The organism is Fibrella arboris (genome assembly GCF_041321095.1).
GTDB lineage: Bacteria > Bacteroidota > Bacteroidia > Cytophagales > Spirosomataceae > Fibrella > Fibrella arboris.
On the sequence record NZ_JBGGWE010000006.1, the window covers coordinates 83,337 to 103,051 of the forward strand.

General features: G+C 52.7%; 18 protein-coding genes. 5 read left to right on the top strand and 13 right to left on the bottom strand.

Translation table 11 applies throughout. The features are described from left to right. Positions 1-19: 19 nt before the first annotated feature. From ACAW75_RS12385 to ACAW75_RS12410, 6 genes are all read right to left on the bottom strand, one after another. Complete coding sequence (locus ACAW75_RS12385) at positions 20-2,311, bottom strand: DUF7133 domain-containing protein (protein ID WP_370729044.1); 2,292 nt, start codon at positions 2,309-2,311, stop codon at positions 20-22. A 16-nt stretch (positions 2,312-2,327) separates the two neighbouring features. Further along, entirely contained in the window at positions 2,328-3,149 is an 822-nt protein-coding gene (locus tag ACAW75_RS12390; protein ID WP_370729045.1) for a ceramidase domain-containing protein, read from the bottom strand. Between the two features lie 57 nt (positions 3,150-3,206). Beyond that, positions 3,207-5,456, bottom strand: a complete 2,250-nt coding sequence (locus ACAW75_RS12395; protein ID WP_370729046.1) for a DUF7133 domain-containing protein — start codon at positions 5,454-5,456, stop codon at positions 3,207-3,209. Between the two features lie 106 nt (positions 5,457-5,562). Next, positions 5,563-5,739, bottom strand: coding sequence for a hypothetical protein (locus ACAW75_RS12400; protein WP_370729047.1), 177 nt, complete (start codon positions 5,737-5,739; stop codon positions 5,563-5,565). Between the two features lie 266 nt (positions 5,740-6,005). After that, entirely contained in the window at positions 6,006-6,749 is a 744-nt protein-coding gene (locus tag ACAW75_RS12405) for an acyl-[acyl-carrier-protein] thioesterase (RefSeq protein WP_370729048.1), read from the bottom strand. A gap of 40 nt (positions 6,750-6,789) precedes the next feature. After that, a complete protein-coding gene (locus ACAW75_RS12410) occupies positions 6,790-7,515 on the bottom strand; it encodes an MIP/aquaporin family protein (RefSeq protein ID WP_370729049.1) in 726 nt (241 codons plus the stop codon). A 170-nt stretch (positions 7,516-7,685) separates the two neighbouring features. Between ACAW75_RS12410 and ACAW75_RS12415 the strand changes: the two genes are divergently transcribed. Then, a complete protein-coding gene (locus ACAW75_RS12415; RefSeq protein WP_370729050.1) occupies positions 7,686-8,657 on the top strand; it encodes a zinc-dependent alcohol dehydrogenase family protein in 972 nt (323 codons plus the stop codon). A gap of 97 nt (positions 8,658-8,754) precedes the next feature. Here ACAW75_RS12415 and ACAW75_RS12420 read toward each other — a convergent pair whose 3' ends face one another. Continuing rightward, positions 8,755-9,432, bottom strand: a complete 678-nt coding sequence (locus ACAW75_RS12420; protein WP_370729051.1) for a TVP38/TMEM64 family protein — start codon at positions 9,430-9,432, stop codon at positions 8,755-8,757. Between the two features lie 104 nt (positions 9,433-9,536). Here ACAW75_RS12420 and ACAW75_RS12425 point away from each other — a divergent pair, with 104 nt between their 5' ends. Continuing rightward, a complete protein-coding gene (locus ACAW75_RS12425; protein ID WP_370729052.1) occupies positions 9,537-10,424 on the top strand; it encodes a carboxylesterase family protein in 888 nt (295 codons plus the stop codon). A gap of 62 nt (positions 10,425-10,486) precedes the next feature. Then, positions 10,487-11,650, top strand: coding sequence for a hypothetical protein (locus tag ACAW75_RS12430; protein WP_370729053.1), 1,164 nt, complete (start codon positions 10,487-10,489; stop codon positions 11,648-11,650). Between the two features lie 85 nt (positions 11,651-11,735). On the opposite strand, the gene ACAW75_RS12435 is transcribed toward ACAW75_RS12430, so the two are convergent. The 3 genes from ACAW75_RS12435 to hppD form a co-directional block, all read right to left on the bottom strand. Beyond that, positions 11,736-12,173, bottom strand: coding sequence for a MarR family winged helix-turn-helix transcriptional regulator (locus ACAW75_RS12435; protein WP_370729054.1), 438 nt, complete (start codon positions 12,171-12,173; stop codon positions 11,736-11,738). A gap of 135 nt (positions 12,174-12,308) precedes the next feature. Next, positions 12,309-13,079, bottom strand: coding sequence for a phenylalanine 4-monooxygenase (phhA, locus tag ACAW75_RS12440; RefSeq protein ID WP_370729292.1), 771 nt, complete (start codon positions 13,077-13,079; stop codon positions 12,309-12,311). Positions 13,080-13,138: 59 nt separating this feature from the next. After that, entirely contained in the window at positions 13,139-14,278 is a 1,140-nt protein-coding gene (gene hppD, locus ACAW75_RS12445) for a 4-hydroxyphenylpyruvate dioxygenase (protein WP_370729293.1), read from the bottom strand. Positions 14,279-14,654: 376 nt separating this feature from the next. Between hppD and ACAW75_RS12450 the strand changes: the two genes are divergently transcribed. Both ACAW75_RS12450 and ruvB read left to right on the top strand, forming a co-directional pair. Continuing rightward, positions 14,655-15,554, top strand: coding sequence for a nucleotidyltransferase family protein (locus ACAW75_RS12450; RefSeq protein ID WP_370729055.1), 900 nt, complete (start codon positions 14,655-14,657; stop codon positions 15,552-15,554). Between the two features lie 200 nt (positions 15,555-15,754). After that, complete coding sequence (gene ruvB / locus ACAW75_RS12455) at positions 15,755-16,783, top strand: Holliday junction branch migration DNA helicase RuvB (protein ID WP_370729056.1); 1,029 nt, start codon at positions 15,755-15,757, stop codon at positions 16,781-16,783. A 39-nt stretch (positions 16,784-16,822) separates the two neighbouring features. Here the strand turns inward: ruvB and ACAW75_RS12460 are convergent, their stop codons facing one another. The 3 genes from ACAW75_RS12460 to der form a co-directional block, all read right to left on the bottom strand. Beyond that, positions 16,823-17,113, bottom strand: coding sequence for an ArsR/SmtB family transcription factor (locus ACAW75_RS12460; protein WP_370729057.1), 291 nt, complete (start codon positions 17,111-17,113; stop codon positions 16,823-16,825). Between the two features lie 185 nt (positions 17,114-17,298). Beyond that, positions 17,299-18,252 (bottom strand): DMT family transporter, encoded by a 954-nt coding sequence (locus tag ACAW75_RS12465; protein WP_370729058.1) that lies wholly within the window; start codon positions 18,250-18,252, stop codon positions 17,299-17,301. Between the two features lie 103 nt (positions 18,253-18,355). Next, positions 18,356-19,663 carry a ribosome biogenesis GTPase Der gene (der, locus tag ACAW75_RS12470; RefSeq protein ID WP_370729059.1) on the bottom strand — a complete coding sequence of 436 codons (1,308 nt, stop codon included), beginning with the start codon at positions 19,661-19,663 and terminating at the stop codon, positions 18,356-18,358. Between the last annotated feature and the right edge of the window lie 52 nt (positions 19,664-19,715).

The window sequence follows — 19,715 nt, forward strand, 5'->3', positions numbered from 1 at the left end:
TTACTAGCGGCTTCTGAGGTTATTTCATGGTGGTGGCTGGCATCAACTGCTTTTCCAGCTCGTCGATCGTCCAGGGGTCCCGTGCGGCGGCGTACGATTCTCTGACGGCTTTGATATCCTGTGGCAGAATCACCGCCGACTGTCGGCCTTTTCCGGCCCGTAGCGACGTACCTACAAATTCGTAACGGACGTAGCTCAATACCGAGGCAATCCATTCGTCGGAGTTTTCTTTCATCGACGCCATTTCGCTGGGGTACGTTTTCCCGTCAATTGGTCCTTTCAGGCCATGCAGCAGGATTCTGATGGCGTATTCCTTGTCGTTATTGACGTGTTTGGCACCGCGCAGGGCCGGGGCCGCATTGGTGGGCAATCCGTTGCCATCCCCACCATGACAGGGTGAGCACATGCCCTTGTAAATCTCACCGCCACTGACGATCAGCTTTCGTTCGGCTGGCGTGAAACCGCCCAATTTCATGCCGTACACTTTCGCGTCTTCGTTTTTATCAATACTGGTTTTGACCCGCGCCAGCATCTGATTTGTCGCATTTTTGGTCAGCAAGTCCTGCGTGATCTGTTTGGCCAGCACGTGTTTGCTCGACCCTAGTGACAAGAGAAGTTGCGTTTTTACGTCGAAATTTGGGTCATCGGCCAGCTTGCCTAAACGGGCAATCACCTCGCTATCATCCTGTTTCACGTAGCGCTCGCTGATCCAGATACCTGCCCGTCTCACTTGCGGATCGGTATCGCTCATCGCGGCATACACGATATCTTTGTTGATTTCATCAAGCCCTTCGAGCGTCCATAACGCGTGTAGTCGACCCAAGGCCGAAGCGCCTTTCTGGCCGGTTGCCATCTGCTTCAGGGCGGGTACGACCGATTTATCGCCCAGAATAACGAGTTGCTTCTGCGCGTTGTCGCGCCACCAGCCGTTCGGATGATCCAGGTAGCCGACCAACGTACCTGCGGGCACGTCGAGCATGTTGGGTTTAGGGCCGGGTTTGTAGCTGTCGTGTACCAGTCGCCAGATACGGCCGCGCTGGTTGATTTTGTCAAGGCCGTACTGGTCAATTTTACCCCGCAGGAATGTCCCTTTCTTCGTCCAGTTCGACTCCTGAATGACCCCCCGGTTCATGTCGATGACATACAGCAGGCCATCGGGCCCGGTGTACGTGTTGACGGGCCGGAAGAAGAAGTCGGTGCTGGCAATGAATTCCCTGTGATTGTACACGTTTTCCAGGTACGTCTTCCCCTCCCGATTGATCACCTTGGCCCGGCGGATAATGCGCGCGACGGGTTCGTTGATCAGGTAATCGCCCACCAGATCGGCGGGCAGGCGGTCGCCCCGGAAAATAGACTGACCATTGCCCGACGTGAAGTGATTCAGCGTGCTGTCGGGCCGTAGCCGGGGGGCGCCGCCCTGCACCTCAGGGTTGGAAATGCGCGACCAGACGGGGCTGAACTTCTCTTCGCTATACGCATCGGCAAACTCCAGCGCCCCGTACTTCGGGTTGATCTGAAAGCCGGAACCCGCATTCTCGCCCCCGCCCCGGCTGAAATACAACCGACCGTAATTATCGTGTGTCAGGCCCCACTGCCCGTTCGAGCCGCTGTGCAGCGAATCGGGTTTGAGCACGCCGCCAACGTACCTGAACCGGATGGGGTCAACCGTCTGGTAGATGTAGTTATCGAGGTTCCAGTCCAGGCCGCTACGCTGGTGTTCGAGGTTGCCGGGTGCTACTTTCCCCAACACGTAGACCGCCTTCTTTTCATCGGCAACGCCATCACCGTTGGTGTCTTTGTAGCTGAAAATATCGTACGTATCGGTCTCGTTGACAAGTAGTTCGTGGTTGACACACAGGATCATGCGCGGCAGCATCAGGTCTTTGATGAAGACGCTACTTTTGTCCATTTTTCCGTCGTTGTTGGTGTCTTCCAGCAGCATCACCCGGCTTTTTTTGTCCTTGGTTCCGGTGCCGTCGGCGTCCTGCGTGTAGGTTTCCATCTGGGCTACATACATACGGGCGTTACCGTCCCAGGCAATAGCTACCGGTTCGGTGATCATCGGTTCGCTGGCGACCAGCTCCATATGGTAGCCCGCTGGCAGCACAAAGGCTCGCTGGCTCTGCTCCGGCGTTAAGGGCGTGATGGAAAATGGAGCAAGGGGCAGTGCGGTATCCTTATCAACAACAGTAGCCGCCGCTACCGTCGCCGGGCTGGTATTGGCAGGTGTGTTTGTTGCCATCTGCACTTTACAGGCGTAAATGAATGCCGACAGGGCCAGTGAAAAACCGATCAATCGTAAACGTTTCATGAGAACAGGATTTAGGCTACTGTTTTGCAAACCGAAAGAACGAATAACTACAAACACTACTCAGCGCGGTTAGTAAATGCCAGATGGAATGGCCCTGAATGAGTGAATGCGGATCGCAGCCAATTTTCTGCACATCCAGCGTACGGAACCGAACGGCAACAACCAGCAAGAGCAAACTGGCAATGGCCAGTAAACCAGACCGTTTCTTTCTGAACTGGATGTAGTTGATGGCAATGGAAACCAGCAACGCCAGAATCAGGCCGGGGAGCAACCGGGAGCTTGGAATCAGCAGGGCGATTTCCAGAAACAGGACAATCAGCACCACCAGCAACCCCGCCCAGATGGCTTTGGCAAGGGGCATAAACCGGATCTTGTGCAGGACGTGATACAGGCCAATGCTGACCAGCACCAGCGTGATGCCGTACGTCCCGTTCATGTCGACCCGCTGGCCCACCCACGTCAGTGAGGCGTGGAAAAAGGCACTGCCGAAACCTAGATAGACAAAGCAGATACCCATCAGGGCCGAGAGCATCGGGAACGATTCAAGCCGGTTCTGGCGCCTGATGCCTTCGTTTTTGTAATCGTCGTAGGCAATTTGCAGGATCAGCACGCCGAAGAAGAAATACGCCAGGTTGGAATACGTATTCATTCGCTGGTGGAAGAACTGGGCTACATTGTTGAATTCGCAGTATTCAACCACCAGCGCCGATTTGCTGATGACCATGCCTTCCCAAACCGACCCGTTAAAAAACGAATCGAGCCCCCACCAGATGGCCAGCATGCCCAGCGTCAGCAGGAATGAACGAATCAGGAACCGGTAGAGCGGGTGGGATTGCATACAACTGGGGAAACATATGTCTTCTCAGGAGTGATGCTTCCGAACGCCGCTATCTACTCATTTTTCAAAATCATCGTCGAGCAATTGCTTTTCGGTCAACACACCACTGCCGGCCGGTTTCCGCTCTCTCATCTTTTTGACGTCGGCGGCCGAAATCCGCTTCCCTTCTTTGGCAAGGGCATTTTGGGTGTATTGAATAATGTCCGCAATGTCCTGATCGCTAATGTCTTTATTGTTGAGGAGGGCTGGCATTTCGTTAGTCAACTGATACAATTTTCCGTTCACATGAATTGGCCCGCTGACGCCGTGCAGAATGATGGATGCCAGCCGCTTCATCGATCCGTCGATGTATTCGGAGCCTTTCAGCGGTGGGGCCAGGTCCTGAATGCCTTTGCCATCGGCACCGTGGCAGGTCGCGCATATGCTTCGGAACAGTTTCAGGCCTTTTGTCCGATTATCGACCTCATTCACTTCGGCCACATAAATGGAGTTCAACTGCTTTTTCTGCCGGTTGTTGATGGTCAGCGTGAGGTTACTTTTCAGCAGATCGCTCGGATGCATCGACGCCAGATACACGGCTTCTTTCCCATCGAGGCCGCTGGTCAGCGCCTCCTGCACGACCTGCTCCGTCGCATATTTTTTGTCTATTTCCGATAGCATAGGCAGGAACGTGGCGTCTGATACCTTAAGCCACGGGTTCAACGCCATTGACAAATAGAGGTCAATCGTTTCGTCGTTTCGAGCCAGCAATTCCGTGCTGATGGCCTTCATGCTGGCCACCCGTTGCGGGGCGGCAAATCGCTCCAGAAGACCCAGGGCATGCGCAATGGTTTCGGGCTGTTTCGACTGCCTGATCAGGGCACTTAGGTTGTCAAACGTAAGCGCGTTCAGTCCGTCGAGCACATACAGCGCGTGAATCGCCGTGGACAACTCGTTGCCCGATTTAGCCAGCGTAACCAGTTGACTGACAACCGTACGGTCTTTCTTTTGGATCAATACCTGTTGCGCCCGGTCTCTCAACCAGCCATTGGGACTGCTGAGCAGCGCCACCAGTTGAGCAGTCGTCGCCTTCGACAAATCGGGTACTGGATTGAGCTTCGTTGCGTTGCTCGTAATTTTCAGGATACGGCCCGCATTTTGAAGCGTATCCAGTTGTTTACTGGCCAACTGCTCGGTCAGGTATTGCGAAATATAGGCTTTGTGCTGAATGATACCCCGGTGCATATCAACCACATACATGGCCCCATCTGGCCCGTTGAACAGGTTTACCGGCCGGAAACCCTCATCGGTCGACGCAATAAACTCCCTGCCTTCCGTTGCCTGACTGGCCGTTGTTTGAATTCCCTTGACGCTCAGAATAGTACGCTTGATCAGATTGGCTTCGGGAACGCAAACAAACACGTTCTGATCGTAGCCTTCCGGAAAAGCACCACCCCGATATACCAGCGGTCCGCAGGCCGCCGTCACTTCTTTCAGTAACCCTTTTTCATCCAGCACACCCGTCTGATACCCGCGATTGACAGACGTTTGATGGAGGGGATAAACCCGGTTGCTGGCCAGCCGTTTCTGCTCTGCGTTAACCGGTTTAAAGTATTTGTTCCGAATCACTTTGTTGGGCAGCACAAAGTCGCCCTGCAACGTGGTGGAGTTGTTGTTATAATAAAGGCGGCCAAAATTATCCTTTGTGATGCCCCACTGGCCCCGGTCTGACGTAACCTCTTTCAGCCATTTGCCATTTTTTAGCTGATACCTGAAATTATAATTGGCATTGTAAATCCAGTTATCAATGTTCATCATCAACCCGTTCGACGTGTGTTCCACGTTGCCGCCTTCGGCATAGACCGGGTCAACCAGTGTTTTTTTGCCGGGCTTGTCGTTATCGATCTCGACAAACCAGAGTTTGGGGCCATCCACATACAGCAGTCCGCCATACACATGCGCCAGCGCCCTCGGCAACACGAGTTTGTCCAGGAATACCTTGGCCCGATCGGCCACACCGTCTTTGTTCAGGTCTTCCAGAATGGAAATCCGGCCAGTAGGTTCCTCCTCGCCGATGCCTTCCAGATTGGGCATATAGCCGATCATTTCCACTACCCACATCCGGCCTTTGTTGTCAAAGTCCATACTGACGGGGGCTTTCAGCAACGACTCGGAAGCAATCAATGTCAGCGTAAACCCGTCTTCTACTTTGTAATCGTCCAGCGAAAAAACGGGCTTGGCACCGGAGATCTTTTGAAAGCTTACCATCATCACTGACAGCACTACGAATGAGGCAACTGCTAACGTAAAGCGTTTTGACTTAGCCATATCTGTTGAGAATTCGTCCGTTTAATTGACCGAGAATACCCGTAACATCACAACGCCGTGATGCCGAATGTCTGTTGTGAAATAAACCTGTAAAGTTGCCTAAATTCTACTGACGCCACACATTCCGGGGCCTGTATTGCCTGGCTAAACGCACGCTGGCAAAGGCGAACGTGACTAATTTTGCTTCTTCATTGCCCCATTGGAAGCGTAGATTCAGGTTTGAAAACGCGTTCAGGTGCTGCACGAACGGCGCGTCGATCAGCCACCAGGCTATGTATGGCATCGATGTGAAAGGTGAAAGCCAGCTTGTGTTTACCCATATCCAATGCTATTGATCCGTGTATGGCTGCCGACACGTCTCACAGGCGTTGGCCCGTGGTGGTTGCAGCAACTCTTTTAGCTTTTACACTTGCGATCGGTCCTGTGGGCCATCGTCGACCTCTTCCCCGTCAATGTGAAGGGCAGGGCAAGTGCCCGATAAACTGTTGACGGTATGCACCGACCAGTACGGGCAACGTACCCAGCCTTAACGCAGAGCTGATCATCGATCTATCGCCATATAGTCTGTGCGAGCAGTACCTCTTTGCCCGTTTCGGCATGAGTCAGGCGGTGAACGAACGTACCTGGCTCCGTTGCTAGGTGTTGCACGTCAATTTGCTCGCGCCAATGGGTCTCGGTTTTATAGACCACGTCTAATTCGGCCATTTCCTGCGTTTGCAGAATCGTGTCGGTCAGTTGTTCGAGGAGCCAGCGAATGTAGACAACGTTGTTTACGTGCTGATTGGCGTCGATATCGAACCAGCCAACCGTGACCTGATCGGTGGGTATGTCTGTAAAATCAAGTGTCTGATAAGCTGGCTTTAAGGGCAGTTTGGGCGAGACATCGGCCATATCGGGCGGAGACAGCGCCCGAATAAAGCCGGGCACGGGAATAATGCCGCGCTTAGCCGTATCGAATACCAACCAGGTGCTACTGGCTTCGGCAAGCAACGTACCCTCTTCGGCCATCACCCGGAAATCGCGGTAGACAAAAAACTTCTCAACGAAAGTTGGGTACGTTACTACGTTGATTACCTGCCCCGTGCGCGGGTATACGTGCATAGTCAGGCCAAAGCGCATGAGCATCCAGCCAAGGCCCTGCGCCTGAAGCGTAGCGCTACCAATCCCATAGTCGTCGGCATTTCGATTGGCCGACTCCTGCATCAGGTTCATCAGCGCGGGAATGCTTATCCGGCCGGTGGCGTCGCACTCGTAGCTATGTAATGTGTAGGTGTCTGTCTGGATAAAAGCCATGAGTGTAAAGGTACGGCTTTGCTGTACCGAATACCTGCTTCTACAACGCAAACAGCCGAATGAGGAACCCGCCGATAGCAGCACCAAGCAACGGACCAACTACCGGGACCCAGGCGTAGCCCCAATCAGATGCGCCTTTACCGGGAATCGGCAGCAGCGCGTGGGCGATGCGCGGACTCAAATCGCGCGCGGGACTCATGGCATAACCCGTTGTGCCGCCCAGCGACAGGCCGATGCTCCATACCAGCACCCCAACCAAATACGGCCCGACACCGATGGCCAGCACACCCAATGCTTTCGACGAAATACCGGCTAACCCCAGAATCAAAACCAGCGTACAGATCAGTTCGCTCAACAGGTTTGAGCCTTTTTGTCGAATGGCCGGACCGGTGCTGAAAACGGCTAGTTTGTCGAACGGATCTTCTGTAACACGCCAATGCGGCAGGTAAAACAGCCAGACCAGCACAGCCCCCAGGAAAGCCCCGAGCATCTGCGCCGAAATGAACGGAACAAGGTGGCTATAATCATTGGTCGCTACGGCAAAAGCTACCGTCACAGCGGGGTTGAGATGGGCGTCAAGGCTCCCAAACGACTTAGCCACAAAAACACCCATCGTGACGGCGAAGGCCCAGCCCGTTGTGATCACAATCCAGCCTCCGTTGGCGCCTTTAGTTTGTTTAAGGACCACATTGGCCACTACGCCATTACCCAATAAGATGAGTACCATCGTGCCAATGAGTTCGCCGAGAAAGGGAGATGTTTGCATAGGAAAGGTGAGGTCAGAATCAGGAATAGTCTCTATTTAAGATAAATTAGGGCAATTTTGGGCCAATATACGCGTCAATCCCTTTGCAGAACAAAGGAAAACTGTACTCCCCGACTACTAGTTCTTCTGTTAATCTTAAGCTCCTTCGCCGCCTGACACGCGGGTACCACATGAAAGCCATCCAGTTTGAGCAAACCGGTAAACCTGCCGATATATTAAAGGTCATTGAACAGAACGTACCTGAGCCAGGCCCGGGTGAGGTACGGATTCGCGTTGGCGTCAGCCCGATCAATCCGTCGGATATCATGTTTGTGCAGAATCTGTATGGCATTCGGCCGCAGCTGCCATCAGGGGCTGGTTTTGAAGGGATGGGCGTGATTGACGCCGTGGGCGAAGGGGTGCAGCTACAAACCGGCCAGCGGGTGAGTTTCACGGGCGTAGGTGCCTGGGCCGACTTCGTGATTGCGCACCACAAAGCCCTGATTCCCGTTCCCGACGAAATGACCGACGACGTGGCGGCCCAACTGTTCGTGAATCCGTTCACGGCTTTCGCCATGGTAGACGAATCGGCCGTGCCGGCAGGTGGCTGGCTCATGATCACGGCCTGCGCGTCGGCTTTTGGCAAAATGGCGATTCAACTCTGTCAGCAGCGCGGTATCAAAACAATCGGCACGGTTCGCCGCAATGACCTGAACGACGAACTGACCGCCCTTGGCCTGACCGAGATCATCAATACGGAAACTGATAATATGGCGGCCCGGGTAAAGCAGATCACCGGCGGTCAGGGTGTTGCCTGTGTGCTCGATGCGGTGGGCGGCCATACAGCGTCCGAAGCCCTGAAATGCCTGGCCAAAGGAGGCACCATGCTGATTTACGGCTTATTAAGCTTACAGGACCCGACATTCAACGCGGGCCTGATGATCTTCCGGGAGTTAACCGTCAAAGGATTCTGGCTCACCGACTGGATGCGTCGCGTTGACGCAAAAACCCGGCAGCGGGTGGCCGGCGAGGTGATTGGCATGCTGGCTTCAGGCCAGATAAAAATGCCCGTCGAAGCAACCTACCCGCTCGATGAGATTACCAAAGCCGTTGAACACGCCGACGCGCACGGCCGCTGGGGTAAAATTCTGGTGAAGCCATAAAAGAGTTTACCGTTTACTGTTTGCTGTTTACAGTTGCGCTGCTTAGGAGCGTTAAAGAGTTTACCGTTTGCTGTTTACAGTTTACAGTAAACTCTTTTCATTTCGCCATTGCTTTGCTGAGCACGGAGATCAATCCGCCCATGGACACGATGAGCAGGCCAATCACGATAATCTGCGTTTGGCTGCCCTCATTGGGGTTATCAAGCAGGGTCCGTATATGATGGGCCTGTGCGCCCGTCCAGATAGCTAGTAACGTTCGCGGCACCATACCCAGAAATCCGCCCAGCAGAATATTGCGCAGGCTGGCTCCAGATAGCGAAAAGACCATATTCGTGAGTGAAAAGGGGAGCGCAGGCGACAGTTTAGCAAAAAAGATAAAAAGTAATTCCCGATCACGAATACGCTCCAGCACATGGGCGGCCTTTGGATTTTGCTCGATCATTCGGCGTACACGATCGTGATCGAGTTGCCGTACCACCAGATTGACCAGCAGTATGGCCGCCATGTTGATGATCAACAGGGGTAATACAGCGTTCCAACTCAGGAAGTAGCCGAAGATAAGGGCCAGCGGTGTGGGTAGCATGAGCGCAAAAGCACAGCCCAGACTGCACACAACCGTTGCCAGGCCCCATTCAGCAGAAGTGAAGGCGGCAATCTGGGATTCGTGCATTACGGCATAATATGTGATGTACGAACTCATCAGCACGGGAAGAGCCGATAGCAGGATTCCCAGCAGAGCCGGGCCAGTAACAACTTGGCGTAGTTTGGTGGTCATGAACATACGGGCAACCCTTACGCTCGTTGAACTGTTCACCAGAGCGATAAAATCAGAGTCTGTAAAAGCATAAACATTTTAGATCCCTCGTTGTCTAGCTTAGTATGATGAAACGATTAGTTACCTGCCTGTTCTTTCTGCTCCACATGGTTGCCCTATCGGCCTCAGGTCAGTCAATAACTGGTTTTTCTGTGGCCGACAGTACAATTTACCTCAAGAAAAATTTCGTTTTTCGGCGCGACTATACCTTACCTTACCGCATACTGGAGCCCCTCGAAAAAGATACAAAAGTGAAATATCCACTGATTGTAGTGCTACACGGTGCGGGCGAAAAAGGAACAGATAACGAGCGGCAATTGCTCACTGGCGGGGCCGTGTTCGCTAACCTCGACAATCGGATTCGTTTCCAGTCGTATGTTATCTTTCCGCAATGCCCTAAACCCGACAACTGGACGACCTTCGGCTTTCTGAAGAATCCCGGCGAGGAAATCCAGATGGGGAAATACGACAAACAGGCCAGCGCCCCCTTACGCGCCACGCTTGCCCTGATCGACCGCCTGATTGCCGATGGCAACATAGATAAAAACCGGGTGTATATCGTGGGGCTCTCAATGGGTGGCTTCGGGGCGCTCGAAGCCCTGGCCACGCGACCCAGCCTGTTTGCAGCAGCCGTTCCAATCTGTGGCGGTGGCGATAGCACTGCCTGCGACAAATATGCCCGGAAAGTGCCCGTCTGGTTATTTCACAGCCAGGACGACCCCATCATCCCGGTCGGCCTCTCGCACGCCATTGCCAACCGGCTGACAACGTTGAAAGCAGTTCCCCAATTTACCGAGTATGAGCGGGCAGGCCGCTTTTCCTGGCGTGAAGCCTTTGCCGACAGCCGCTTATTGCCCTGGCTATTCGACCAAAACCGGAAACAGGCAACCGACGGCCGGAAATCAGATGCACCGGACATACCGGCCCCACTGACGTTGCGCCCCCTAGAATAACCGGACTAAACCTTTCGGTATAGGCGGGGTTTTGTCAGGTATAAACTCAACAAAACTACGCTATGGCTGCCTCTTCAGCATCTTCCGATGGCTCACAACAAGCCAACCTGGTCTCCAATGAAAATGCCGAAACCATGTTCGGCGCCGATCAGGCCGAAACAAATATGGTCAAACTCGTCGACGGTAAGCTGACGCCTATGGGCGATACCGACGATGATGTGATGGACGAACAACTCCGCAATCGCTATAGCAGTGATGAAGAGCGGAGCCTCCAGGGCTATACCGAAAAAACGTACGAAAACTCAGATGCGTCGCTGCGGGGCGCCGAAGATGTAAAGCCCGACGCCAGCAACGACGCCCAGGAAACGACAGGTACGTATGTGGTTGAAGATAACGGACCCGCTTCGGAGAACGACGAAATGACGTACACCCTCGAAGAGGGAAGTGAGCCAAACGAACCCGCCACTACGGCTGCTGCCAACGACGGTACGCCAACCAGCCGTATCCAGTCGAGTGGTGCCGACCAGACGAACACGTTTTCGCTTTCGATCACCAGCGACATGGTTCCAATGACGCCAAGTACGCCCGACCCGACCAACCCGGTGCCTGCCGCGCCCGAAACACCAACGCCGCCAACACCCCCTTCGCCCGGCCCTGAAATCCCAGACCTGCCCGGCTCGCCATCGCCCGATCGCCCTGAGATTACGGAGCCCTCAGAGCCAGGGCGCTCGCATGAAATCAATGGTGGCGGTTCAACAGGCGCCCGGACAGGTACGTTCCACTATTCATCGGGCGCGCCACTTGGGCCAGGCCACTCCAACTTCGGTGGTTTTGCTACGCGCACCTCTACCGTCTCGGTTGATCAGAACCATGTTGAACCAACGCCCGATCAGGTTGAGCCGGGCGAAGCAGTGCCCGGAACCCAATATGTCAACATGTCGACGGGCATTGATGAGGCTGAAGGCATGGAAAGCACACCTGATACCGGCGAGGCCGACTACCCTTATAAAGCAGACGGGAACGAACCGACCGCTTATAAGCCTGGTGAACGGCCTGAGGAGCTGGAAGAAATGATGACGAATCCGCGTCAGGCGGCAGACGAATCCTTGACCAAAGTTCAGGAGATGATCGGTGAAGACGCCGACCGGAGCGAGGTTAAATCGACCGAGGGGCTCGATCTTCCTTATAATGACCCACAGTCGGTGCGTGACAGAACAGCCTATTGATAGTGCAGGTACGTTACCCGCTGATTCGCACAAAAGGCTTCTCCTACCCGGAGAAGCCTTTTTTCGTTGGTAGTAGGTGATAATGTTATCCGCTGAAATTCTGATAGATCGAGTCCATGATTCGGGTGAAATGCTGGTAATCTTCGTCGCTGAGCTGTCCCCAGCCCTGCCTGCGAATCTCGACTACCAGCGGCAACAGTTTTTCGTATAGCTGTTCGCCGGTAGGCGTCAGGTAGATCAGAAATTTGCGTCGGTCAACGTCGGCCAGGCGGCGTTCAGCGAGGCTTTTCTTGGTCAGCAGATCGATGATACGGGTTACGGTTGGTGCGTCTTTGGTCGTCAGCTCACCCAGTTGATTCTGACTGATACCTGGGTTCCGATGCAGGTGATCAATCAATACCCACTGGTCAACAGTAAGGTCATAACCAGCATCCGTAAATCGTTTTTGAAGCGCATACCGGATACGTTTGATAGTTGTATCGATTTTGAAAAAATAAGCACGCTGATCGGATGGATGAGTCATAGGTTGTATCGACGAAATACTATTCCGTTTATCTACAAAAAAACGAACTATTATTCTGTTCTACAAACAAAAATCGAGCAACGGATACACCATAGGCGCCAGCCAGCTGCGGTACGCCGCTAAACAGCGTAGCTATCAGGCGCTAATCAGCAGTCGGTCTAACTCCCGATCAATGACTGGCACCGATTCGTAGAGCTGTTCATACGAATCGATGATAAAGTATTTCTCCTGAAATCGGTCAATGACGTAAGGAGTCTGCAACAGCGTGGCTACGTCGTAAGTTGTTCGTGTGGGTACGTTGCTTTCGAGGGCATAGATCGTTTCGCCGGGCGATGACAGAATGCCGCCGCCGTAAATTCGTAATGCCCCATTTTCGCGAATCAGGCCAAATTCAACGGTGTACCAATACAGCCGGGCAATCATCTCAATGGCCTCTTCATGGTCAACATGGGTCAGGGCGATACGGCTTAGTGCCGCCAGAAAATCGCAGAAGGGCTGATTTGTCAGCACAGGTACGTGCCCAAACGTGTCGTGAAACATGTCAGGCTCGGGTAAGTAATCGAGCTGGTCGCGGGTACGTAGCCAGGTAGTAGCCGGAAACTGGCGGTTGGCCATCAACTCAAAAAATTCGCGGTTACCAATTAGGCCCGGTACGGCCACTACCCGCCAGCCCGTCAGCGGGAGTAGCCGTGGATTCAGATCTCTGTCAAAATCAGGAATCGCTTCATTCGGAAAACCCGTTGCCACAATACCGTTCATGTAAGCCTGCGACGCCCGCCCAGGCAGCCGGTGCATCTGCCGCCGGAACAGCATCCCCCAAACGGCCTGATCGTCGAGGGTATAGGCAGAATAATCTTGAGTCATAGTGCAAGGGGGAGGAACGGAGGAAAGGGAGAACGGAGGAATTAAATGCTATGCCTGCTGGCTATCAACCCTTTCCTCTTTCAACCCTTTCCTCCTTTATTTTATAACGTTCCTCTAACTTCCTGTTCGCGTTCGATGGCTTCGAAAAGGGCTTTGAAATTGCCTTTTCCGAATGAGCGGGCTCCTTTTCGTTGGATGATCTCGAAAAAAAGCGTTGGCCGGGGGCAAATCGGCTTCGTAAAAATCTGAAGCAGGTAGCCTTCTTCATCACGGTCCACCAGAATACCCAGCGGGCGTAATGTCTCGATCGCTTCATCGATTTCCCCAATGCGGTCTGCCAAGTCGTCGTAATAGGTTTCGGGTACCCGCAGAAACTCTACGCCCCGGTCGAGAAGGGCCATAACCGTTTCCACAATATTGTCTGTTGCCACAGCCATATGCTGAATACCTGCCCCATCGTAGAAGTCGATATACTCTTCGATCTGCGATTTCTTCTTGCCCTCGGCGGGTTCGTTGATCGGAAACTTCACGCGACCATTACCGTTGCTCATCACCTTACTCATCAGCGCGGTATACTCCGTAGAAATATCTTTATCATCAAACGAAACCAACTGACTGAAACCAAGCACATTGGCATAAAAATCGACCCACTGGTTCATTTCGTGCCAGCCCACATTGCCGACCATATGGTCTACATACTGAAGTCCCACCGAAGCAGGCTGGTAGGCCGGTTGCCAGGCCTCATAACCCGGCAGGAACGTACCTGCATACTGGGTACGTTCAATGAACAGATGAACCGTATCGCCATAGGTGTGAATACCCGACCTGACCACGAATCCCTGCCCATCTTCTTCACGAATGGGCTGTAGAAAGGGCTTTGCGCCCCGTTTGGTCGTTTCCAGAAATGCCTGCGAGGCATCGTCTACCCAGAAAGCGACCACCCGGACCCCATCCCCATGACGATCGATATGCCGCCCGATTTCGGTATCTCCATGCAGGGGTGACGTTAGCACCAGCCGAATTTTCCCTTGTTCCAACACGTACGATTCCCGGTCGCGAAGGCCCGTTGAAAGGCCCGCATGTGCCAATGGCTGAAAACCGAACGCCGTCTGAAAATAATGGGCTGCCTGCCGGGCATTACCCACATACAGCTCAACATAATCGGTACCATTGAGGGGCAAAAAATCAGCAACGGGCTGCGCATCCGCGATAGCTTCCGTGGCAGGCTCCAGTACAAGCATATTTTCCATACTGCACGTAGGCGATGGGTGCCGTTGAACCGCCTTATGGTCATAACTCACCACTCGCCTGTTTATTGATGAATTTATTTAGCTTAACAATTATTGCTTAACGTACAATTATAACATCGCCCGGCCTATTTTTGTACATAGCCTGGATAAAATGTTTTTTAACGGCGAATAACTGGGGCGTAATGCAACCGTACGGCGTCGAAGCTATCCCTGTCGATCCCGGAGCCCAGGCCCGCAACGCTTTGGGGTAAGTAGGTTGGTCTAATTTATTTTCGCCTGCAAGACCCAATACAGGCTTGTCTGTACATTTGTCAGTAGAAAGTGTATGGCATTAATACGCTTTTGCCGTTTCACCTTTTTACCTTTTATGAAACCTACTCTTCTGATCCTTGCTGCAGGCATGGGTAGCCGCTACGGAGGCATCAAACAACTCGATCAGTTTGGCCCCAATGGCGAAACCATTATCGACTATTCGCTTTACGACGCTATTCGGGCGGGTTTTGGCAAGGTTGTATTCATTATTCGCCAGGAGCTTCGCGCAGATTTTGAGGCTATTTTTCTGCCCAAGCTAGCCGGCAAAATAGAGGTGGATTTTGCCATTCAGGCCCTGTATTCGTATGTGCCTGAAGACCTCGGGCCCGTTCAGCGTACCAAACCCTGGGGCACAGGCCACGCCATGTTGTGTGCTAAGGAACACACCCAGACTCCTTTTGCCGTCATCAACGCCGATGATTTTTACGGACGAGAGGCCTTTCAGGTAATGGGCCAGTTTCTGGAAACAGATACCGACGATAGCCTGCACGCCATGGTTGGTTATGAAGTACAGAATACCCTGTCGGAGTTCGGGTCGGTGTCGCGCGGAGTGTGTGCTACCGATGAGCAGGATAACCTGACATCGGTTATTGAGCGGACCAAAATCTACCGCAAAGATGACCTTATCGTGTATGAAGAACCAGATGGGCTTACGCCGCTCGACCCGCAAACGCCGGTATCGATGAATTTCTGGGGCTTTAAACCCAGTGTCTTTGCGCAGACACAACGCCAGTTTGACGCCTATGCCCGCGCTAATTTCGACGTCCCTAAAGCCGAGTTTTACATTCCAACGGTGATGATGCAGCTCATCCAGACCGGTGAGGGCGGCTGCCGGGTATTCCGCAGTCAGTCAGAGTGGTTTGGCGTAACGTACCCGGAAGATAAACCAACGGTGAAAAAGTCGTTCAAGCGCCTGCACGATGCCGGCGCATACCCCGATCAGCTTTGGTCTTGACTGGTACGCGGATTTCGCGGATTGAAAGGGATGGACACGGATTGTTGGGGTGGTGCGGAGCCAATCCAGTATAAAGCTGAAAATCCGTGTCCATCCCTTTCAATCCGCGAAATCCGCGTACCCTTACGGCTTGCTCTTTTCGGTCGATTTTAGTAAATTTGGTAGAATCACAACAGCAGCAAACAACCTGCTAATGAACTATGCGTAAGGACATTATCAGCGGCACAGCGGAGGGCATGTCGGCGACCGAAAAGGAAATCGAGCGCGCGCTTCGACCGTTGTCGTTTGAGGATTTTACGGGCCAGGCCAAGGTGCTCGAAAACCTCGAAGTATTTGTAAAAGCAGCCATGATGCGCGGCGATGCCCTCGACCATGTGCTGCTACACGGCCCACCCGGTCTGGGTAAAACAACCCTCTCACACATCATTGCCAATGAGCTGGGGGCCAACATCAAAATGACCTCTGGCCCCGTACTCGACAAGCCCAGCGATCTGGCCGGTCTGCTGACGAACCTTCAGCAAAACGACGTTTTGTTCATCGACGAGATTCACCGGCTCAATCCCATCGTGGAAGAGTACCTGTACTCGGCCATGGAAGACTACAAGATCGACATCATGCTCGATTCAGGCCCAAACGCGCGATCGGTACAAATCAAGCTGAATCCGTTCACGCTGATTGGGGCCACTACGCGCGCCGGCATGCTCACCGCACCCTTACGGGCTCGTTTCGGTATCAGTAGCCGCCTCGAATACTACGATGCCAAGCTGTTGACCAGCATCGTTCAGCGGTCGTCGCACATTCTTGCTACGCCCATCGACGAGAAAGGGGCTTATGAGATTGCCCGTCGGAGCCGCGGCACACCACGTATTGCCAATAACCTGCTCCGCCGTACCCGCGATTTCGCCCAGGTACGTGGCAACGGCGTTATCAACGTAGACATTGCCGAGATCGCGTTGAATGCCCTGGAAGTGGATCAACATGGCCTTGACGAGATGGACAACCGCATTCTGTCGACGATCATCGAGAAGTTCAAAGGAGGTCCGGTCGGGTTATCGACCATTGCCACGGCTTGTGGCGAGGAATCGGAAACGATCGAGGAGGTTTATGAGCCTTTCCTCATCCAGGAAGGATTTTTGAAACGGACGTCGCGTGGTCGCGAAGCAACTGAGAAAGCTTATTTTCACCTCGGTGTGGTCCCCCAGACCCGGAATGGGGAGCTATTTGGCTAACTACACAAAAAGTCCCGCTGATTGGCGGGACTTTTTGATTTATGCCAGGATCTTGCTCTGGTAAATACAATCGATAATAGTAGCCACCGCATTATCGACCAGGTAGTAGTAAATGTTCTTACCGCTACGCCTGATCTCAAGAATTCCCTTATCACGCATGTTGATCAGATGATGGGAGATCAATGACTGTTCAGCGTTTAGGTTCTTATAAATCGTTGATACATTCATCTCATTATTTTCTTGAAGCATAAGAATAATCTTGATTCGGAGTGGGTGGGCTACCGCTTTCAGCACATAAGCTGCTTTCTCAATTTTCTTGTCTTCTTCCATGATTCTTCCGGTGGTTTATAGGCTGGGTATCTTAACAGATAATGAAAGTAGTAATTCATTGTTTACGCACCTAAAAGTAAACGTGAAATATAGTCGTATGACGTCTTTTTGGTAACGAATGATCTTTTGATCCTAAGTATAGGCAAAAAGGAGCGATATAAAATGAGCTTTCTACTCAGGGTATATTAACGCTTACTTTTTTCGCCCTTCAGGCCGATCAAGAGGACACCCGTCAGCACAAATACAGTCCCGATAACTTGCCCTTCCGAGATATGTTCACCTAAAACGCTGGAAGCCAGCATTACTGTGAATATGGGCCCGATGCTACCGATCAGGGCGGTGTTTGCCGATCCTACACGCTTTATACCCTCTGCGATCAAAAAAGTTGGCAGTACTGTATTAACCAAGGCCATGGATAGCCCAATAATGTATACAGAAACCGGGAAATTACTTAAGTCTAATCCTGTGGCCAATGCCTTATGAAGTACAGTTGGTACGGTAGCTGCCAACATGGCGTAGCATGTGTACCGCTGGGCGCCCAACCGGGCAATCATCGAATCGCTGCCCACCAAATACAGAGCATATACCAAGCCGCTCAGTATGACCCAGCCCGCACCCAGCCAGATCGTTTTGGCTGAATTACTACCGGCCAGATGGGGCAGAAAAGCGATCATGATCCCCGAATAAGTAAGGGCCAATGCCACCCACTGCAAGCTCGCCACAGGCCGTTTCACCAAAAAGGCGTTTAAGAGCAGCACAAAAGTTGGGTACGTGAAGAGTAAGACGCGCTCCAGGCTGGCGTCGATGTAAGCCAGCCCCACAAAATTCAGATAACTCGCTACGTAATAGCCCATTATACCAAAGAGAGCCACCAGGCCCCACTGCTTCGGCGCCATCTGGACATGTGGCACCCGACGCGCCAGCCACAGTAACGTACCTACGTAGAAGGGCAGCGAAAACAGCATCCGTAAGGTCAGTAACGACAGCGCATCGACACCATCCTGGTAAGCCAGTTTGATCATTATGCCTTTCATCGCAAAACAAAAGGCCGCCAGAAATACACAAACAGCGCCAATCCAGTAGCGCATCCGTTGCGAAGCTGGTGGGGCTTTTGCGGCGTTAGTTTCTGAGGTAGGCACGATAATAGACCGTATAAAATCAAGATGGCTCTGCTAACTCACCATTCGGTGCCTTCGCAGAGCCATCTTGGTGACGCGCATCACGCTATATTCATTCCCGGCGCTACTTCTGCCGGAAAAATAAGGTTAGCGGCACGCCTTCGAAGTCGAAGTGTTGGCGGAGCTTGTTTTCCAGAAAACGCTCGTACGATTCTTTAATGTATTGCGGCAGATTACAGAAGAAAATAAATGTAGGTGAGGGGGTGGGCACCTGAAGCATATACTTGATCTTCACATACTTACCTTTCAGCGCAGGTGGCGGATAAGCTTCGATCTCAGGCTGCATCAGCTCATTGATCTTCGACGTAGGAATCCGCTTGGTCTTATTTTCATACACGGCCATCGCCTTTTCCATCACCTGAAAAATGCGCTGTTTTTCATGCACCGACGTGAAAATAATGGGCAGGTAATCGATCGGGGCCATACGCTGGTTGATCTCCTTTTTCCAGACATCCGCCGTTTTATGGTCTTTCTCGATGGCATCCCATTTATTCACCATAATGACCACGCCTTTCTTGGCTTTAACAGCCTGCCCGATAATGGTCATATCCTGACTTTCGAGGCCGCGCGTCGCATCGAGCATTACGATACATACATCTGATTCTTCCATCGCCTTGATTGTCCGCAGCGTTGAATAGAATTCGATGTTGTCACTGACGCGGGCTTTCCGGCGCAGACCGGCCGTATCAGTCAGGATGAAATCTTTGCCAAAAGCCTTATATCGGCTATTGATCGCATCACGGGTAGTACCGGCGATATCCGTAACGATATTCCGCTCTTTGCCCAGCAGTGTATTGACAAACGACGATTTTCCCACGTTGGGCCTCCCAATAATGGCGATACGGGGAATACCGGCGTCGGGGTTTTCCGCTTCACCCTGCGGGAAGTGTTTCACCACCTCATCGAGCAAATCGCCGGTACCTGTGCCGGTCTGCGCAGAAACGGGATACGGATCGCCCATACCCAGAGCGTAGAATTCAGACGCGGCCTGGTTGCGTTCGGTCGTTTCGGCCTTGTTAGCCACCAGAAAGACGGGCTTCTTCGAGCGGCGCAGCACATTGGCAAACTCCTCGTCGAGCGGACTCATGCCGCTCATCGTGTCTACCACGAACAGGACCACTGTGGCCTCGTCGAGGGCAATTTGAACCTGTTCGCGGATTGCCTCTTCAAACACGTCTTCCGACCCCACAACGTACCCACCCGTATCGATTACGGTAAAGAAATGGTCGGTCCACTCGGCCCGCCCATAATGCCGGTCGCGCGTTACGCCCGACTGGTTATCCATAATGGCCACCCGTTGTTCAATCAGTCGATTGAACAGGGTTGATTTACCCACGTTGGGGCGGCCTACAATTGCTATAATATTTGCCATTTGCTTGAAGGCAGTTTGCAGTTTACCGTTCACTGTTTTCAGTTGCTCCGCC

Excerpts from the sequence above, each read along its gene's own strand:
- hppD (WP_370729293.1), bottom strand. The coding sequence starts at position 14,278 with ATGCTTGTACTGGAGCCTGCCACGGAAGCTATCGCGGATGCGCAGCCC.
- ACAW75_RS12395 (WP_370729046.1), bottom strand. The coding sequence starts at position 5,456 with ATGGCTAAGTCAAAACGCTTTACGTTAGCAGTTGCCTCATTCGTAGTG.
- ACAW75_RS12405 (WP_370729048.1), bottom strand. The coding sequence starts at position 6,749 with ATGGCTTTTATCCAGACAGACACCTACACATTACATAGCTACGAGTGC.
- ACAW75_RS12450 (WP_370729055.1), top strand. The coding sequence starts at position 14,655 with ATGAAACCTACTCTTCTGATCCTTGCTGCAGGCATGGGTAGCCGCTAC.
- ruvB (WP_370729056.1), top strand. The coding sequence starts at position 15,755 with ATGCGTAAGGACATTATCAGCGGCACAGCGGAGGGCATGTCGGCGACC.
- ACAW75_RS12390 (WP_370729045.1), bottom strand. The coding sequence starts at position 3,149 with ATGCAATCCCACCCGCTCTACCGGTTCCTGATTCGTTCATTCCTGCTG.
- ACAW75_RS12410 (WP_370729049.1), bottom strand. The coding sequence starts at position 7,515 with ATGCAAACATCTCCCTTTCTCGGCGAACTCATTGGCACGATGGTACTC.
- ACAW75_RS12385 (WP_370729044.1), bottom strand. The coding sequence starts at position 2,311 with ATGAAACGTTTACGATTGATCGGTTTTTCACTGGCCCTGTCGGCATTC.
- ACAW75_RS12430 (WP_370729053.1), top strand. The coding sequence starts at position 10,487 with ATGGCTGCCTCTTCAGCATCTTCCGATGGCTCACAACAAGCCAACCTG.
- ACAW75_RS12460 (WP_370729057.1), bottom strand. The coding sequence starts at position 17,113 with ATGGAAGAAGACAAGAAAATTGAGAAAGCAGCTTATGTGCTGAAAGCG.
- ACAW75_RS12425 (WP_370729052.1), top strand. The coding sequence starts at position 9,537 with ATGATGAAACGATTAGTTACCTGCCTGTTCTTTCTGCTCCACATGGTT.
- ACAW75_RS12400 (WP_370729047.1), bottom strand. The coding sequence starts at position 5,739 with ATGCCATACATAGCCTGGTGGCTGATCGACGCGCCGTTCGTGCAGCAC.
- ACAW75_RS12420 (WP_370729051.1), bottom strand. The coding sequence starts at position 9,432 with ATGACCACCAAACTACGCCAAGTTGTTACTGGCCCGGCTCTGCTGGGA.
- ACAW75_RS12415 (WP_370729050.1), top strand. The coding sequence starts at position 7,686 with ATGAAAGCCATCCAGTTTGAGCAAACCGGTAAACCTGCCGATATATTA.
- ACAW75_RS12435 (WP_370729054.1), bottom strand. The coding sequence starts at position 12,173 with ATGACTCATCCATCCGATCAGCGTGCTTATTTTTTCAAAATCGATACA.
- der (WP_370729059.1), bottom strand. The coding sequence starts at position 19,663 with ATGGCAAATATTATAGCAATTGTAGGCCGCCCCAACGTGGGTAAATCA.